Source organism: Oceanobacillus damuensis, assembly GCF_001618145.1.
GTDB lineage: Bacteria > Bacillota > Bacilli > Bacillales > Amphibacillaceae > Oceanobacillus > Oceanobacillus damuensis.
The window spans coordinates 1-17,238 of sequence record NZ_LQNF01000039.1; the positions used below are offsets into that span (position 1 = coordinate 1).

Genomic DNA, 17,238 nt, shown 5'->3' on the forward strand with positions numbered 1-17,238 from the left:
CCTGCTTTACTTCTTGCTCTGTTTTCTTCTCAACCTGCTTTACTTCCTGCTCTGTTTTCTTCTCAACCTGCTTTACTTCCTGCTCCGCTTTCTTTTCATTCTGCCTCAGTTCTGATTTTTTTGCGCTTTGTAACACATCTTCCTCAGTGGTTTCATCTTCTTCTAGAGAGGAGGCCACTTCTTCGTCCGTGGCGGAAAGTACTTTAGAGTCTTCTTGGGTACCCTTTTCGCTTACATCTGTATCTTCGGAATCGGTCTCATCTATAGTGATTTCATCTGTACCTGAAGCTTCTTCGTTTCCTTGCCGACCAGCAAATTTAATAACTTTCCTCTCCAGCCTGTCTTGTGCTTTAGCTACGTTTTTAGCAAGTGATTCTTTCGCTTGAGGATTGCCCACTTTTTCTAATGCCGCTTGCAAAGCTAGGAGATTAGAACTGAATCTGGCTTCAAGTGCTGAACGTCTATCATCAGCAGAGTCATCTTCGAGTTGGGGTTCTTCTACATATACCACTTCTTCTGTTTCGGTATCACCGACATTTTCTTCGTTTTTTTCTTCGTCAGACTCTGTCTCACTTTCAGCATTTTCGAGGTTCTTTTTATCGGCATCCATTTCCTCGTTACCTGCTTCGACCGGTTCTGCCTGTTCATATGCTGCGAAAGCTTCCTCTTGTTGTTTAATAGCAGTTTCCAATGTTTCTATAGCCAGCTCTTCCTCGCCCTTTGCAAATAAGGCTTCTGCTTCTCTAATCCGTTCATCTACAAATTCTGTAAGAAGCTCAGCCTCTTTAACATCATCGAAAGTAAAGGCTAATTGTACATTCTCTTGAAGCTTTTTGACGAAATAGAAAAAATCACCGGGAACGAGAGATAACTCTTCGTCTTCTTGATCACTTATCTCATCCCCATCAGGTTGATCAATAGCTTGTTCCTCTGTGGATTCTTCAATGGCTTCTGTTTCTTCAATTTCGTTAGACACTCTATCCTCACTTACACCATGGTTATCCGCAAAAGCTTGGGGTGCGTTAAAAGAAAATCCCCAAAAAGTTGCTATGATAACTATAGTACAATATTTCCCCATCTGTTTTTTTATATTAAACATAAAAAAGCCTCCCTAATTCAAATTATTTTTGGATTGGAAGAATTTCAAAATTAACTATGGAAGTTTTCTTTCTCCATTCTTCAGCAGTCCAGCCACCGTAGCATATAGCGTTAGGTCTGTGACTTTGCGTCACTGTCTTTCAACAGTTTTGCCTTTATTTAAAACGAAAAAAGATGACACCCCCATTTTCTCAGCCAACATCTGTTATGTAAGTATTTTTATAATGTGATTTTGCTGAACTTTCGTCTTTCTTGGCTTTATAGCCCTTCACCATTCTAACATAGTACAAAGAAAACAGAAGAAATTAATCAATCTTATCTTTATATCGGGGTTTTTATCTTTGATGTTAATAATTAATATCATTGGAATTAAGTTTCACTTATTCCTCAAAGATTGTCGATTTCTGTCCAATTAAATTTATGCTATATTATAGGAGATAAATGGAGGTGAATAACGTGGAGAAGGAAGATGAGATTATATCAATGCTAGATAAGATTATTGGGAAGTTAGATGAGCATAGTAAAAAGCATGAGGAACACAGCAGGAAATTTAAAGAACATGGTGAGATATTGAAGGCATTAAGTTATGGTCAGGAACAGCTCTTAACTGAATCGGACGGTATGAAGATTGTGGGTGCCAAAGAGTTTGAGGCGTTCAAAGAGGAAATTAATCTTCTCACTACTAACCAATCGCATATGGGTAAAGAAATATAGGAAAACAGAGTAGATATACATCGCATTAAAAATACATTGGGTGTGAATACTTCTCAGATTTAATCTACATAAATTATTTCCTCATAAACAAACCCGGTCAGGATTACATTCCAAACCGGGTTCATCTTTTAGATAAATATCTTGTAAGGGTTCAGGACCGCTCCCTCGCTCGCCCTTTATAATTAATCGCAACAATACCAACAGCCACGAGCGCAATGGACCCAACAATAAACATATTCAGCTCTTCGCCGAGTATAAACATTGCCGACAAAACTGTTCCTGCAACGGGAACAACAAATTTGTACATACTGATTTCGCCTGCTTTGTTATATTTTAACAGCGAATACCAGAGCGCAAATGCGATTGCTGAGAGCAGTGCCGAGTATATTAATAAGCCTGTTCCAAGCGGATTAAAGATAATTGCATTTTCGCTGATTTGAGGAAGGCCGATTACGAGCAGAATCGTTGCACCGATTGTCAGCTGCCAGCCGGTAAGTGCAAATGGGTGGATTCCTATGGCAAATTCCTTCGCCATAATCGTTCCGATGGCGCCGGTCAATGCAGCGAGGATCATATAGCCCTCACCTGTCAGCTGGAAGCTCAGCTGAAATTCCTGGCCCCAGTTTGCGACGATAATACCGGTAAATCCGGCGATTAAACCGATCGTCTTATTCCAATTCATTCGATCATTTGTATAAAAGTAATGAGCTATAAGAACTGTAAAAAATGTACCACTGGAAGATAGGATTGCACCCTGCATACCTGACACTTTTGCCAGACCATTGTAAAAGAAAAAGTATTGGAGCGAGGTTTGGAAGATACCTAGAATTATCAATACTTTTATCTGCCTCCGGGTCACCAATAGATGGCGGGGACTGGTAAGCAGCAAACCTACCAATACAATCAGACCAGCAAGCAAAAAGCGCCACCCGGCAAATACAATTTTTGCAATCGTATCGTCTGGTGCCATTTGCAGTTCTTCGTAGCTTATTTTCAATACAGGGAATGCGCTCCCCCATAATATTGAGCAAAATATGGCAATGGCTATAACAGACCATTTATTTTGGAATAGATTGTTCATGATGTCATCTCCTAATGTGTACGAGCCCTTAATAGATTATGTGATGGATGGGAAATTTTCAAGTGAAGTGACTTGCCTGATTGAGGGAGTGCAACATTTACTGTAGATGTGCGGACTTTTGAAGCTGCGCAATGCAAAGTAAAAAAAGTTTGCAAAATGACATTGGCAAATGCGCGGCACTAACAAGGGCGCTGTTCGGCAAAGTTAAAACTCTTATTCTCCGGCCCTCCCCACTCACTTTTGTATGTTATACAAAAGTTGCGGAATGTTGTGCAATCCAATTAATAATATTGTAATATTCCCTCCCTCATTAAAATAAACTCTATAAACAAGCTTTATCTGGAGGGATTGGATGAGTGCAGAGAACTTGCTTATAACTGAAGAGATGCTAGCCCGTTATTATGACCTCAATAAGATGAAGAAAGAGATAGATGCAGAGATGAGTCAGTTGAAAACTAATTTTCATGCGTATATGGATGAACATGAAGGAATAAATAAAAAAGGAGAGTTAGTTGAGGGGAAATATAAGCTGATCAGGCAGATCAGAAAATCCGAAAAGTTTCATGAGAAGGATACCGTTGCACTGCTCGAGGAGATGCAATTGGATGACCTGATTAAAGTTGTCAAAAAACCAGATGATGGTAAAATCAATGCAGCAATCGAACTTGGCCTGCTCGCAGAAGAGAATCTGGAAGACTGCCGGATAGCAAGTTATTCACCGGCAATTGCTGTGAAGAAATTATAAAAATTTTAAATGGGATGAGGTGCACTATAGCCCTCATCCCATTTTTATTTTATTCGACAAAATCCGGGGAGTGACAGGCACCTCCCCGGGCCGGGAGCGGTTGCTATCCTTCCAATGCCGATTTATCCGCAATGATTGTTACATGTTCATGCTGCTGCAGGATTGAAGCAGGAAATTCTTCGGAAATATCTCCATTCAGCAGGCGATCAAGTGCTTCTCGCTTGCTTGCGCCAGAAACGAGCAACAGAATTTCTTTACTCTGCATAATCGTATCCAGACCCATTGTGATTGCCTTTTTAGGGACCTCTTCTATTGAATCGAAAAATCTTGCATTAGCTTTACGGGTCGATTCGTCCAAGTCGACGATATGCGTTCGGCTGGAGAATGGAGTGCCTGGCTCATTGAACCCGATATGACCGTTTAAGCCTAAACCGAGTATTTGAATATCAACCTTTTCCGCATCCATAATCTGTTGCTCATAATCCTGACATTCATTGTCCAAGTTCTCGGCAACGCCATTTGGGATGTGAATATGATTCTGCTCAATATCAATATGCTTGAATAGCTTTTCGTTCATATAAAAATGATAGCTGTTTGGATCGTCGTTCTCCAAGCCAACATATTCATCTAGGTTAAAGGTGGAAACGTCGTTAAATGAAACGTTCTGCTCGTTATACTGTTGAATTAAACTTTTGTACAGGCCTTCAGGAGTTGAACCTGTAGCAAGGCCAAGCACTGGAGCTTGCAGTTGTTTTATTTTTTCTATTATATATGAGCATGCCTTAGCGCTCATTTCATCATAATCTTTAACTTTTATTATTTCCAAACCACTTTGCCTCCTTCCATATCATTCGACAAAATTCGGGTGGCGCCTGGCACTGGGGGAGTGAGGCACCTAACTGCTGTAGGCGATTGTGCCGCGGCAGATGGTGTGTTTTATGTTTAATTGGTCGTCTACGATTAGTATGTCTGCGTCTTTATCGACTTCGATGGTGCCCTTCTTATCATAGACATTCAGCTGTTTTGCCGGGTTGATGGAAGCCATTTTGATGATGTCTTCAAAGTCAACCCCATTAAGCTGCAGCAGTTGCTGGGCACCTTCATGCATTTTCAGGATGCTTCCAGCCAGTGTGCCGTCTTTTAGAACAGCACGGTCTTCATTAACAATAACCGGCTGTCCGCCTAGTTCGTAATCCCCTGCTGGCAAGCCTTTTGCTCGCATGGCATCGGTAATGAGGATTAAGCGGTCACTACCCATATTATTGAAAATCAATTGAAGCATTTCCGGAGCGATGTGGATTCCATCAGCTATAACTTCCCCGCGGAGTTCCTCCAACTGGAAAGCTGCACCGACAACCCCGATATCCCGGTGATGGATCCCTGACATAGCGTTACACAGATGTGTTACCTGTTGGACACCATATGCGACTGCCTGTTTCATTCCAGCAAAGTCCGTAGCTGTGTGCCCAGCGGAGACATTGACACCGGATTCCGCTAACTGTCCGATAAAGGAGCCGTCCTTATCATGCTCAGGCGCCATCGTAATGGTTCTTATTTTACCCCCAGAAAGCTTTTGCCATCTCTTAAATTTCTCAAGATCAGGTTCGATAATGTACTTTTCAGGCTGTGCGCCTGCTTTCGACTTTTCAACAAATGGACCTTCAAGATGAACACCGATCAGATCCGCCTGTGCCGGTTTACTCTCATATGCAGAGATATTTTTAAGTGCGACATCAATATTTTCAGGAGACTGGGTAATCGTCGTTGCAAGAAAACTTGTTGTCCCTTCACTCGGCAAATTGGCTGCCATCGTATCCAGCGCTTCTTCTGTCGCATCCATCACATCGGCACCATATGCTCCGTGAATATGGCCATCGATAAAGCCCGGTATGGCATTGAAGTTTTTCCCGTTCATAATTTGCACGTTCTCTGGCAAATCAGGTAACTCGCCGCCTTCAACAATGCTTTTAATTTGTCCATTTTCAATATAAATACCACCGTCCGGAACCACTTTATTTTCCAGATATATCTTTGCGTTCTTAATATAAAGTGAACTACCCTGCATGTACGCACGCTCCTTTCTACGTATAATATAAACCTTATACTCTTAGCATACATCAAACAGAAAGAGCCATCTATAAAAGAAGTTGATTCGGATCAAACCTTCATTCCGAACCACACCTCTTTTATTCAATGGCCTCGAGAGATATCCCCCTTATACTAACCCTTTAATTTCATTTGCAAATTTACTTGTAATATCTTTTGGTCTCGTGATTGCTCCCCCAACAACGGCGGAGTATACCCCAAGCTCAAATACACGTTTCAGCATTTCGGGTGTTCCTACATTACCTTCTGCAATGACTGGCTTTTTCACAGCCTGAAGAACTTCTTTCAGAAAGGCAAAATCGTTCTCATACAGCTTTTTACCCTTTGTATCATTTGTATAACCATGTAAGGTAGTGCCGATATAATCAAAGCCCAGCTTCTCTGCATGGACAGCTTCTTCAACCGTTGCAATATCGGCCATCAGCTCTACACCGGGGGCATTTTTGCGCACATAGTCAACAAGTTCTTCCAGGGGTTTTTCTGGTCTTTCACTAAAGGTTGCATCCATCGCAATGACTTCGCAGCCGCTCTCAATCAATTCATCAACCTCTTTTGTTGTTGCTGTAATATATACCTCTGACGCCTGATAATCTCTTTTTACAATTCCGATTACTGGAAGATCGACTTCCTTTTTGATTTCGATAATATCTTCTTTTGAATTTGCTCTAATCCCTTTTGCTCCACCCTGATAAGCGGCCAGGGCCATCTTGCTCATGATATAGGAGGAATGTAACGGTTCATCCTCGAGAGCCTGACAGGATACGATCAAATGTTTTGGTAAATGCACAGTTTTCAACTCCTAATCTTCTAACACTTCTTCAATTTCATTTTTAATGACGGAAACCTGCGGGCCATATACAACCTGTACCCCGTCCCCTTTAAGAATAACACCTTTGCTTCCAGTTTCTTTCAATGCATCCTGGTTTACCTTTTCGCCATCTTTCACGGTAACACGCAGGCGGGTTGCACAGTTGTCCACGTCAACAAGGTTTCCTTCACCACCAAGAGCTTCAATAATAGCATATGGACGACCTGCTTTGTCCATGTTAACGGTTTTTGCGCCAGCATCATCATCTGCATTTGCATCGACAACTTTTTCATCTTCACGACCAGGAGTTTTGAAATTGAACTTCTTGATCAGGAATGTGAATGTAATGAAATACAGGAAGAACCAGATAAGACCGATTGGAATGACGTAAATCCAGTTTGTCAAATCCTGTCCTTGTAATACACCGAACAGAATAAAGTCGATGAAACCACCGGAGAATGTCTGTCCAATTGTGATTTGGAAAATATGTGCGAGCATAAATGCGAGCCCGTCAAACACCGCATGCACAACGTACAGTACTGGAGCTACGAATAGGAAGGAGAACTCCAAAGGCTCTGTAATACCAGTCAAGAAAGAAGTAAGTGCAGCAGAAAGCATCAATCCACCGACAACCTTCTTGTTTTTCGGTTTTGCCGTACGATAAATCGCATAAGCAGCACCGAGCAGACCGAACATCATCGTAATAAAGCGTCCGGACATAAATCGTGAAGTACCTTCAAAAAACTTCTCTGTCGTAGGATCACCAAGCTGAGCAAAGAAAATATTCTGTGTTCCCTGAACTAATTGACCGCCAATCTCCATTGCCCCACCAAGTCCGGTTTGCCAGAACGGTAAGTAGAAAATATGATGCAATCCAAATGGTCCAAGCATACGAAGAATAAAGCCATAGAAAAATGTTCCGATATAACCGGTTGCATTGACAATATCACCGATGTTGAAAATAAGGCTTTGGAAAATCGGCCAGATATAGTACATCGCAACCCCTAACAATATTGCAGAAAACGATGTTACAATCGGTACGAAACGGGAGCCACCAAAGAATCCCAAAAACTGCGGTAATTCGATTTTATTAAAGCGATTATGCAAGAGTCCTGCCATAATACCGACGACAATACCACCGAACACTCCTGATTCAAGTGTTTGAATGCCGAGGGCAAAACCTTGACCAACTGCTGATAAGTTTTCGGCAGCCAAATTATCGGTAATAATCAGGACTGCATTAATCGTTGCGTTCATAACGAGATAGCCGATTAAAGCAGCCAACCCGGCAGTCCCTTTGTCTGATTTTGCCAAACCAATGGCAACCCCAACAGCAAATATAACTGGCAAGTTCGCGAATACAATATTACCGGCTGAACTCATCACCGTAAAAATAGCTTGAAGCCAAGCAAAATCCAATACTGGATATGCGGCAACTGTATTTGGATTCGAAAGCGCTCCACCAATACCTAACAAAAGACCGGCTGCAGGTAAAATTGCAATCGGTAACATAAATGACTTACCGAATTGCTGCGCTTTACTGAAAAACTTTTTCATGATTTTCCCCCTAAATGAAAATAATTTTAAATAAATAGTATCAAACGTTTTCATGTACGTCAATACATTCTTTTAGATTCCATATTTAACGTGTTATTATTAGTAGTAATGAAGAAATGATGTAAAAGGCATCAGAACCGAATTTACTTCCGAAGCAGCAACATCACTTATGCCTCCCAATCCAGAAAGGACATTGCAAAATGAATTTCGAAAATAGAATTCAAAAGTATAATTCCATATTAACGAGCAACGACCGTAAAATTATTCGCTACCTGATGACCAATAAAGATATAGTGATCAGCAAAACGATTACTGACTTATCCGAAGAGATAGAGGTATCGCCTGCAAGTATTACTAGGTTCTGCAAAAGACTTGATTTTGATTCATTCCAACAAATGAAATATTCCATCGAAAAAACAGTTGTGGAAACGACTAAAACCGATAAAACATTTGGTATCATCTATAATTACTATGATTCCATTATTAAATCGACACAGCAATTTATCAGTGAGGAGCAGACAAGCAAGATTGTTGGTTTAATGTTAAGTGCAAATAACGTGTTATTTTGTGGGGTCGGAAATTCCGGGCTGATTGCCAATGAGTTTAACAGCCGTATCCAGCGTATGGGAATCCCTTCACAGTCCACCACCGACGCCCATGGAATGCTCATGAAAAGTGCTTTATTGAATGAAAATGACCTATTAATTTGTTTTTCCAATTCAGGTAAGACAAAATCTGTAATTAATTCGGCAAAATTGGCAAAAGAAAACAAAGCCACGACCATTGCCGTTACCAACTATGAAGATACAATGCTTACGAAGCTTGCAGACGAAGTGATTTTAATTTCAAGCTATAAATATATTGAGGATGAGAAGTTTATCAACACACAAATTCCGGGGCTGTTTTTGCTTGATGTATTGACGTATAAGCTGTTGAATCATGAGAAGTTGATGGAGCACCGAAAGAAGACGTTAAGGGCCATTAGTGAATATGGATAAAAAAAGGAAGATCAACGTTGTATTTCTGACGTGGATCTTCCTGTCTTTTATTTAATTGTAATAATGTTATCTGCACCTTTGTTAACAGCACCTTGGACTTCCAACGTTACCGATTCGCCCTCATTTAAGTTGGTAAAAACAATCGGGGTAATGGTTGAAGTTGCATTATTTCCAACATACTCCAAATCTACTTTCATTAGCGGTTGGCCCGCTTTCACTTCGTCATTTTCTTTAACTAGTGGCTCAAAACCATTTCCTTTTAACTCAACTGTGTCGATTCCAATATGGATTAAAATTTCACGACCCAAATTGGACTCCAATCCAATCGCATGGCTTGTCGGAAAGATATTGACAATCTTACCATCGATTGGCGAAAAAACCGTCCCTTCCTTTGGTACAATCGCAAAGCCATCCCCCATCATCTTCCCGGAAAACACTTCATCAGGAACTTCTGTAATTGGAATCAGCTCACCGGTCATTGGAGCAATAAATTTATCAGATTCTTTGTTTTTCTTGCCGAATAGGTTCTTGAACATGTTGTTTCCCTCCGATTTTCAACAATTTCAGTGTAAAGATGCACTACCTAATAACTAGAAATGCTTAAATTAAATAGTAGTATTAATGGAGGAAGAGGTCAAGCTGAATAGTGAGGCGGAGAAATGCTCTTCAGCATGGTGATGGGGATCAAATGGCGATGGAATAGCAGAGGAAATGAACTTCATCACGACTATGAAAGTCAAAGGGCGAGGAAATAGACGGGGAAATGAGCTTCATCACGGCTATGAAGGTCAAAGAGCGATGAATACACCGAAGAAATGAACTTCATCACTGCGATGAAGATCAAAGTGTAATGGAACGAAAAAACCTTCATCATAACAATGAAGATTGTAAAACAATGAAGAAGCCTGAAAAATCATCAAAGTGCACTAGAAATTAAACATAGTAAGCCCATTGATGAACGCCTACAATTTTATATTTACTTGCCAGTATTCTTCTAATTCTTTGTTTCGATTTCACCACTTGGCACCAATCATAAATTATGTTGGTTGTAATCTTTTTATTTGGAAATAGAATCTGGAATTCCTTAACGGCTCTTAGTACCGCGTTTGAAACTGATTCTTCATAAGTGCATTCTTGGCAAACACAATTTCTTTTTTCGACTGAAATTGAGAATGAATGGCATTTTAGACAAGATATTCCCTTTTGTAGTTGTTCATAATCGTAGGAAGGTAGTTGGCTAAAAGGAGAATCGACTTTGTTCAAGTCCATTAATTGATCGGCTAATTTTTTGTGGTTTGCCGTTAATTTTGTAGTTATTTTGTTTAGATTTTCTATATATCGATTTATCTGGTTGGGGAAAATAATGGGTTTATCAAAAGGGGCTTGATATAAGTTGAAGTCAGGGTTGATAAAGACTACGTATGCATCTATTTGAAGATTGAAGCCGTGATTGAGGAAGAATTGTCGTAGCAGGGATTCGCTTCTGCTCAATTGGTGCAGCGGATTGATAACCTCTAACCGGGGTTTCTTGAACAGTTTGTCAGATTGATAATAATAATCGCCTTCATAGTTTTTCACTTCAAAAAAGGAAACCTTTCCTTGCATGATAATCAGGGAATCAATTTGGAAAAGCGTGTTGTTAACTTCGAGTAACAAATCGTTTAGGATCAAGCATTCGCATGTAAGATTTTCAGTTAAGCTATCAAATAACACCTCTCCTTCATAACCTTTTTTTAGACTTACATAGTGCTGCTTAGCCTTGCTGGTTAATTTCATTCGCTTGTCTAATAATGCTAAGATTTTTAATTCCTTCGACTTGGTACGAGATTTATAAGGCATCGTCCACATCCTTTATAAAATTTACTATTATTTATTATATTAGATTTATTAATTAAAAGAAATAAGAATGTGCTAAATTAAGTCGAAATTAAAAAGTAATTATAGGTTGTTATGTAAAATCAGGGTACGGGGCCTATAAAGGAATAGGTGGCTGTACATACGACTTCTGAGATAATCGTTATTCCCTTGTTGTTAATTGAAAAGGCTAGCACTCCTATTCGGAACACTAGCCTTTACCTTCAATAGTGAATGCTATTCTTTGCGAATTTTTCTCACTTCCTCAGCAACTGCCTGAACCTGAGTTCCTACAATTACCTGGATATTATGCTTGCCTACAACATTGATGCCAGGAACTCCTGTAGATTTAATCGTTTGCTGATCTACCTTATCCATATCCTTTACTTCGATACGAAGGCGGGTTGCACAGTTGTCGACAGAGGTTACGTTTTCATCTCCACCGAGGCCTGCATAAATTTTCTCTGCCATTACAGCGAATCTGTCACCTTTTGTGTGTTCATTATTTGCGTCCGTTTCTTCTGTTGCTTCCACATTTTCCTCTTCGCGACCTGGGGTTTTAAAGTTGAATTTGTTGATTAGGAAACGGAAAAGGAAGTAATAAATTAATCCGAATACCAGTCCCTGTACAAGCAACATATATGGCTGGTTTGCCAGTGGCAGTCCAGAGCTCAGCACAAAGTCCACTAATCCGGCACTAAAGCTAAATCCAGCAGTCCAGTCGAACGTTGCTGCGATAGCTAGGGATATCCCTGTCAATACAGCATGCACGATATATAATACTGGCGCAAGGAACATGAATGAGAATTCAAGTGGCTCTGTAACACCGGTAAAGAATGATGCAAAGGCTGATGCCATAAGTAGCGATGCTGCCTGCTTTTTCCGATTTGTTTTAGCAGTGTGGTACATTGCTAGTGCTGCTGCCGGTAAACCGAACATCATGATCGGGAAGAAACCAGCCTGATACATACCAGTAACTCCTTTTTCTCCTGTCCCGTTCCAAAAGTTACCTATATCGTTAATTCCTGCTACATCAAACCAAAACACATTGTTCAGTGCGTGGTGCAATCCAGTTGGGATCAAGATACGGTTAAAGAACCCATAAAGGCCTGCTCCCACGGCTCCTAGGTTACTAAACGTTGTACCGAACGAGACCAATCCAGTATAAACGACAGGCCATACGAACAACATGATTACCGATACGACCATCATGGTTGCTGCTGTTAGAATTGGTACAAGTCTTTTTCCACTGAAAAATGCAAAAGCATCCGGTAAGGTGACATTACTATAGCGGTTATACAATGTTGCAGCGACTAATCCGGAAATAATCCCAATAAAAACGTTTTGGATTGCGCCAAATGCCATGTTTACATTCTCTGGATCGATTTGTTGCAGATTGGCAACATTATCTGTGGAAAGTACAGTCGTAATTACCAGGTATCCGACCAATCCACTGAGCGCGGCCGGACCATCCTTTGCCTTTGTCATCCCAATTGCAACACCAACTGCAAATAGAATTGGAATATAATCCAAGATGGCGCTACCTGCACTTATCAAGAATGCTGCCGCTACATTTCCCGAACCCCAGCCAGCCGGGTCAATCCAATAACCGACCCCCATCAGGATCGCAGCAGCTGGTAAAACAGCTACCGGGAGCATGAGGGACTTACCAAGGTTCTGTAAATAATTCATCATGTTAAAAACCTCCTGTTCAAGAATGGTAAAGCTGAATAGTTAAGAACCGACAAACTTCGGCAAAGTCTGCAGTTTACACCGCATGCAATCGCTATCATTTTAGTATATAAATTAGAATTATTATCAATGATGGAAGTTAATCAGTTAGTATATTAAGCTTTAAGACAATTATATCACTTGCTAGTAGTGTGGTCGATAAAACTAATTTTTCTGGAATAAAACGAAATTATAACCTCTAAAAGAAAAGTGTTTAACAATGCTTATTACTAATAATTGCAGGTATTTCCATTGTCGACATTTCCCGGGAAATAACACTTATTTGCCATTCTTGTCTAATGATGAAAGCAAAATTAAAAGAGCTTCGATTTTATTATCGAAACTCCTTTCCTACAGGTGAACTGTTGATATTTAAGCATGTGTGCGAAGTTCTTCTTTGTTAGTGTTAGTCAATTCATTAATCAATTGTTGGATTAGTTCTTCCATGGTCTGAATTCTTGAGCTTTCAGTATCATCGATTAACTTTTTTAACATTCTCGCGTATTTTTCTTGCTCTCCCATTTATTATACCTTCTTTAATTTACTTTACTAATTGTCAATCATTTTACGCTATTATTAAATTTTTTTCAACCTCAAATACTAAAAATAGAGCCGCTATCTTATCGACAGCAGCTCTCTATCATTTATTTTCAAAGTATTGTACGATTGCATCTGCTATTCTTCTTGACGCTTCCCCGTCACCATATGGATTCGATGCTTTTGCCATTTTATCATGGGCTTCTTTATCAGATAATAATTCATTGGCCAGATTATAGATTGTATCTTCATCTGTTCCAGCTAATTTAAGTGTACCTGCATCAATTCCTTCTGGGCGCTCCGTTGTATCACGCAGGACAAGTACCGGAACTCCTAGAGAAGGTGCTTCTTCCTGCACGCCGCCAGAGTCTGTTAGTATTAAATAGGCACGTGATGCGAAATTATGGAAATCTACTACACCAAGTGGTTCAATCAATTGGATCCGATCATCGTTACCAAGAATCTCATTCGCTGTTTCCTGTACAACCGGATTTAAATGTACGGGATAAATTACTTGGATATCATCATGTGTTTCCACTAACCGTTTGATTGCACGGAACATGGATTGCATATTTTCGCCAAGATTTTCTCTGCGATGTGCGGTCATAAGGACAAGCCGTTTATCGCCAATGTCATCGAGAACAGTACTAGAATATGATTTATCTACTGTGGTCTTCAATGCATCAATTGCGGTATTTCCTGTAACGACGATGCTTTCAGCTGGTTTGTTCTCAGCCAGTAGGTTTTCCTTTGATTTTTCAGTTGGCGAAAAATGCAAATCGGCCATTACGCCGGTAAGCTGGCGATTCATCTCTTCCGGATATGGTGAATATTTATTCCATGTCCGAAGTCCCGCTTCTACGTGACCAACTGCAATCTGATTATAGAATGCTGCAAGAGATGCTGCAAAAGTTGTTGTTGTGTCGCCATGAACGAGAACGATGTCAGGTTCTGTTTCCTTCATAACTTCATCGAGCCCCTCTAATGCACGAGTAGTTATTTGCGCTAGTGATTGCTGTTTTTTCATAATGTTTAGATCAAAGTCAGGAGTGATGTTAAAAATCTCGAGAACCTGGTCCAGCATTTCACGATGCTGAGCAGTTACAGTTACAATCGATTCAAACTCCTCGGAACGTTTGTTTAATTCGAGAACAAGTGGTGCCATTTTTATTGCTTCTGGTCTTGTTCCGAAAATTGTCATTACTTTAATGCGGTTACTCATGTCCTGTCACTCCATTTTAGTTATATATTATATACTGTTTTCTGCTACTATATATCCTCGTATGTTGTATTCTCTTTATCATTGTATTCAACGAAATTATACCATACAAATTTAACCTAACACTTAATTGTAGTTCTTTCAAGAAACATAAAAGTACTCCATTTAAAGTGGATACAGTTAACTAGAAAGTTAAATTTGCTTAAGCTTCTTTCACAGTTCCCATTGTTCATCTTGACACTGTTACGTTATTTCCAGCGCACTCATCGCTTGATTAACACAAAGTTCTAAACTCTGCACTTCTAATAGCTTAATTTTATTCGGAGATTGCACTATTCATAGATTCCATTTATATGTAAAATAATATTATATCTGTCATGTGGAGCTAGTACAATGAACCAAAGATTTTCTGGAAAGAAGAAAATATATTCTTCTAATAATAGTATTTCTAATTTTAATAGGTTCAGGAATTGAGTATGAGATTCACCTATATAATGAAACCAAGGTGATGGTTACATGTTCTCATGATGAAGTTGGGATAGAGAATCAAATATCAAGTTGATTTCCAGAGATCAGAGGGTTCTTATCGTGTGGTTTAAACCAGGAAGTCCAAATTGAAAATACAAATATGGCAGTCAATGGCGTTACACTGATTCTCAGAGTGTTTGACCCATTCACTATTTGTTGGCAAGCAGCATTTACGCTTGCTTTACTTATTAATTCCAAGTCGATAGAATCACGGTGCATTGCTATTACCTGTTTAATTCTGGAAATAAATGATGATAAAGGAACTCAATTCATTATTCAACTCTCATTTACATTCAAATAACCGAATACTTTTATTTTAATATATACCGGTAAAAGTTACACTTATTTATGATAATATTGAGGTACTGACTGCAGTTACTGGAGGAGACTACCATTAAGACAATCATTACCTATGGCACATTTGATTTGATTCATGCCGGGCATATTCACCTGTTACGACGCGCAAAGGAGATGGGTGACCATTTAATTGTTGGTATTTCTACAGATGAATTTAATAAACTTAAAAATAAAGAAGCATATCATCCATTCGAGGACCGTAAATTAATCCTGGAATCCATTCGTTACGTTGATCAGGTGATTCCGGAATATTCTTGGGATCAGAAAATTGGTGATGTGCTAAAATATCATGCAGATATTTTTGTTATGGGAGATGACTGGAAGGGTAAATTTGATTTTCTAAAGGATTATTGTAACGTTGTTTATTTGCCGCGAACAGAGGGGATTTCGACAACGGAAATTAAAGATACCATACAAAATAAGCGGAAAGACTGAAAAAAATATGTTTTTTACAGTGTAAGGAAAAAAATTCCCCAATTTGTAAAAAAATTATAATTTACGAACCATCGTATTCATAGTAAAATAGACTGTATGATTTTTTTATGTTAGAGAACTTGGCGAATCCCTTAGTTGCACTTATGCAAGTAAGAAAGTTTAGTTCCATTTAAAGGAGAAACTATAATGAACGAAAATAAATCGACGCATACCCGGATTGTGAAAAGGCGAAAAAGGAAATTGCGTAGAAGAGTATATTATATATTAATACCAGTCATGATTGCCTTTCTAGCTGTACTTAGCTATGGCGCTTACCTCTATATCAAAGCTGATACCGTATTATCAAATTCCTATAAAGATGACGGAAGGGAAAAATCTGACTTACGTGAAGAGGTAGTTAATCCAACCGAAGATAACGTATCTATCTTGATCATGGGTGTAGATGCAAGTAATATCCGCAACAATGAGAATGATTCCCGTACCGATACACTTATGGTAGCAACTCTAAACATAAAAGATAAAAGTGTTAAGCTACTGAGTATCCCTCGCGATTCATACGTATATATTCCGGAAGTTGGATATGAAACAAAAATCAATCATGCCCATGCATATGGCGGAACAAAAGCAACGGTTGAAACGGTAGAAAATCTACTGGAAATTCCAATTGATTACTATGTAAAACTTAACTTTGAAGCGTTCATTGATGTAGTTGACGCTGTTGATGGTATTGAGGTTGATGTTCCATATGAATTGAAAGAACAGAATTCCAGTGATGTGGCCGGAGCTGTTCACCTTTTTCCCGGATTACAGAAGTTAAATGGAGAAGAAGCTCTTGCATTAGCACGAACAAGAAAACTGGATAATGATATCGAACGCGGTAAAAGACAGCAGGAGATCATCAAAGCAGTTATTAATAAGGCAGTCTCTGCTGGCTCCATACTAAAATATGATGATATTATTGAAGCTGTAGGAAGTAATATGACAACCAATATGACATTTGGCGAAATGAAAGGCTTTATTAATTACGGTACTGCAGGAACGAATTTAGACATTGAAACATTGACACTAAAAGGAACAGATTCCCAGCCTGGTGGTGTTTATTACTGGATGCTGGATGAAGTTGCCTTGGATGTGACGAGGGCATTACTGCAGGGTCATTTGGAGATAAATGATTCTAGGACTGCTGGTAGATTGGATACTAGTTCCGGAGAAGATTTCTAACAAAAATAAAATAGAAGCTGTTGAACCCCGGTGGATCAGCAGCTTCTATTTTTGTCTTATCCTTCTTTTTTTAAAGATGAGCTTTTTATTGAATATTTCATTCTTCATTCGAAAATGATCCTCTCCATGTTTCAACTTGATATCATTCATTTCATTTAAGCTATCATGAACATTGTATTGACCCTCTCACAATTAAAATGATTATTAATATAAGGATTTTGTATTCTGACTGAAGTTGAATGTTTGCTC

The 17,238-nt window shown here is 39.3% G+C and carries 16 protein-coding genes and 1 riboswitch; of the genes, 5 read left to right on the plus strand and 11 right to left on the minus strand.

From position 1 onward, the window contains the following. The coding region (locus A4245_RS17140) for a DUF5667 domain-containing protein (RefSeq protein WP_067730188.1) at positions 1-1,099 on the minus strand (1,099 nt) is incomplete at its 3' end. A 79-nt stretch (positions 1,100-1,178) separates the two neighbouring features. Next, positions 1,179-1,262: riboswitch (cyclic di-GMP riboswitch) on the minus strand. A gap of 283 nt (positions 1,263-1,545) precedes the next feature. Here A4245_RS17140 and A4245_RS17145 point away from each other — a divergent pair. Then, positions 1,546-1,812 (plus strand): hypothetical protein, encoded by a 267-nt coding sequence (locus tag A4245_RS17145; protein WP_157087759.1) that lies wholly within the window; start codon positions 1,546-1,548, stop codon positions 1,810-1,812. A gap of 151 nt (positions 1,813-1,963) precedes the next feature. On the opposite strand, the gene A4245_RS17150 is transcribed toward A4245_RS17145, so the two are convergent. Next, on the minus strand, positions 1,964-2,893 hold the full coding sequence (locus A4245_RS17150; RefSeq protein ID WP_067730191.1) for a DMT family transporter: 930 nt from the start codon (positions 2,891-2,893) through the stop codon (positions 1,964-1,966). Between the two features lie 352 nt (positions 2,894-3,245). Between A4245_RS17150 and A4245_RS17155 the strand changes: the two genes are divergently transcribed. Beyond that, on the plus strand, positions 3,246-3,638 hold the full coding sequence (locus A4245_RS17155) for a hypothetical protein (RefSeq protein ID WP_067730194.1): 393 nt from the start codon (positions 3,246-3,248) through the stop codon (positions 3,636-3,638). Positions 3,639-3,741: 103 nt separating this feature from the next. Here A4245_RS17155 and nagB read toward each other — a convergent pair whose 3' ends face one another. The 4 genes from nagB to A4245_RS17175 all read right to left on the minus strand — a co-directional run bounded on the left by nagB (position 3,742) and on the right by A4245_RS17175 (position 8,109). Further along, positions 3,742-4,464, minus strand: a complete 723-nt coding sequence (gene nagB / locus A4245_RS17160) for a glucosamine-6-phosphate deaminase (RefSeq protein WP_067730200.1) — start codon at positions 4,462-4,464, stop codon at positions 3,742-3,744. A 69-nt stretch (positions 4,465-4,533) separates the two neighbouring features. Further along, positions 4,534-5,703 carry an N-acetylglucosamine-6-phosphate deacetylase gene (nagA, locus tag A4245_RS17165; protein ID WP_067730202.1) on the minus strand — a complete coding sequence of 390 codons (1,170 nt, stop codon included), beginning with the start codon at positions 5,701-5,703 and terminating at the stop codon, positions 4,534-4,536. A gap of 150 nt (positions 5,704-5,853) precedes the next feature. After that, on the minus strand, positions 5,854-6,531 hold the full coding sequence (locus tag A4245_RS17170) for an N-acetylmannosamine-6-phosphate 2-epimerase (RefSeq protein ID WP_067730206.1): 678 nt from the start codon (positions 6,529-6,531) through the stop codon (positions 5,854-5,856). A 12-nt stretch (positions 6,532-6,543) separates the two neighbouring features. Next, on the minus strand, positions 6,544-8,109 hold the full coding sequence (locus A4245_RS17175; RefSeq protein WP_067730209.1) for a maltose/glucose-specific PTS transporter subunit IIC: 1,566 nt from the start codon (positions 8,107-8,109) through the stop codon (positions 6,544-6,546). Between the two features lie 200 nt (positions 8,110-8,309). Here A4245_RS17175 and A4245_RS17180 point away from each other — a divergent pair, with 200 nt between their 5' ends. Then, positions 8,310-9,107: a MurR/RpiR family transcriptional regulator gene (locus A4245_RS17180; RefSeq protein WP_067730211.1), complete on the plus strand. Its 798-nt coding sequence runs from the start codon at positions 8,310-8,312 to the stop codon at positions 9,105-9,107. 47 nt (positions 9,108-9,154) lie between these two features. Here A4245_RS17180 and A4245_RS17185 read toward each other — a convergent pair whose 3' ends face one another. The 5 genes from A4245_RS17185 to wecB all read right to left on the minus strand — a co-directional run bounded on the left by A4245_RS17185 (position 9,155) and on the right by wecB (position 14,451). Further along, positions 9,155-9,643, minus strand: coding sequence for a PTS sugar transporter subunit IIA (locus A4245_RS17185; protein ID WP_067730213.1), 489 nt, complete (start codon positions 9,641-9,643; stop codon positions 9,155-9,157). Between the two features lie 397 nt (positions 9,644-10,040). Beyond that, positions 10,041-10,946, minus strand: a complete 906-nt coding sequence (locus tag A4245_RS17190; RefSeq protein WP_067730215.1) for a nuclease-related domain-containing protein — start codon at positions 10,944-10,946, stop codon at positions 10,041-10,043. A 252-nt stretch (positions 10,947-11,198) separates the two neighbouring features. Continuing rightward, positions 11,199-12,656 carry an N-acetylglucosamine-specific PTS transporter subunit IIBC gene (gene nagE, locus A4245_RS17195; protein WP_067730216.1) on the minus strand — a complete coding sequence of 486 codons (1,458 nt, stop codon included), beginning with the start codon at positions 12,654-12,656 and terminating at the stop codon, positions 11,199-11,201. A gap of 408 nt (positions 12,657-13,064) precedes the next feature. Beyond that, positions 13,065-13,214: a hypothetical protein gene (locus A4245_RS20445; protein ID WP_199860709.1), complete on the minus strand. Its 150-nt coding sequence runs from the start codon at positions 13,212-13,214 to the stop codon at positions 13,065-13,067. A 118-nt stretch (positions 13,215-13,332) separates the two neighbouring features. Continuing rightward, complete coding sequence (gene wecB, locus A4245_RS17200; protein WP_067730217.1) at positions 13,333-14,451, minus strand: non-hydrolyzing UDP-N-acetylglucosamine 2-epimerase; 1,119 nt, start codon at positions 14,449-14,451, stop codon at positions 13,333-13,335. Positions 14,452-15,369: 918 nt separating this feature from the next. On the opposite strand from wecB, the gene tagD reads away from it, so the two are divergent. Continuing rightward, positions 15,370-15,768, plus strand: coding sequence for a glycerol-3-phosphate cytidylyltransferase (gene tagD / locus A4245_RS17205; protein WP_067730218.1), 399 nt, complete (start codon positions 15,370-15,372; stop codon positions 15,766-15,768). A gap of 186 nt (positions 15,769-15,954) precedes the next feature. Beyond that, positions 15,955-16,989 carry an LCP family protein gene (locus A4245_RS17210; RefSeq protein WP_067730220.1) on the plus strand — a complete coding sequence of 345 codons (1,035 nt, stop codon included), beginning with the start codon at positions 15,955-15,957 and terminating at the stop codon, positions 16,987-16,989. Positions 16,990-17,238 lie beyond the last annotated feature (249 nt).

Bases quoted from the DNA above. Each gene is read 5' to 3' on its own strand.
- A4245_RS17150 (WP_067730191.1), bottom strand. From the start codon at position 2,893: ATGAACAATCTATTCCAAAATAAATGGTCTGTTATAGCCATTGCCATA.
- A4245_RS17155 (WP_067730194.1), top strand. From the start codon at position 3,246: ATGAGTGCAGAGAACTTGCTTATAACTGAAGAGATGCTAGCCCGTTAT.
- nagA (WP_067730202.1), bottom strand. From the start codon at position 5,703: ATGCAGGGTAGTTCACTTTATATTAAGAACGCAAAGATATATCTGGAA.
- A4245_RS17175 (WP_067730209.1), bottom strand. From the start codon at position 8,109: ATGAAAAAGTTTTTCAGTAAAGCGCAGCAATTCGGTAAGTCATTTATG.
- A4245_RS17180 (WP_067730211.1), top strand. From the start codon at position 8,310: ATGAATTTCGAAAATAGAATTCAAAAGTATAATTCCATATTAACGAGC.
- A4245_RS17185 (WP_067730213.1), bottom strand. From the start codon at position 9,643: ATGTTCAAGAACCTATTCGGCAAGAAAAACAAAGAATCTGATAAATTT.
- A4245_RS17190 (WP_067730215.1), bottom strand. From the start codon at position 10,946: ATGCCTTATAAATCTCGTACCAAGTCGAAGGAATTAAAAATCTTAGCA.
- nagE (WP_067730216.1), bottom strand. From the start codon at position 12,656: ATGATGAATTATTTACAGAACCTTGGTAAGTCCCTCATGCTCCCGGTA.
- A4245_RS20445 (WP_199860709.1), bottom strand. From the start codon at position 13,214: ATGGGAGAGCAAGAAAAATACGCGAGAATGTTAAAAAAGTTAATCGAT.
- wecB (WP_067730217.1), bottom strand. From the start codon at position 14,451: ATGAGTAACCGCATTAAAGTAATGACAATTTTCGGAACAAGACCAGAA.
- A4245_RS17210 (WP_067730220.1), top strand. From the start codon at position 15,955: ATGAACGAAAATAAATCGACGCATACCCGGATTGTGAAAAGGCGAAAA.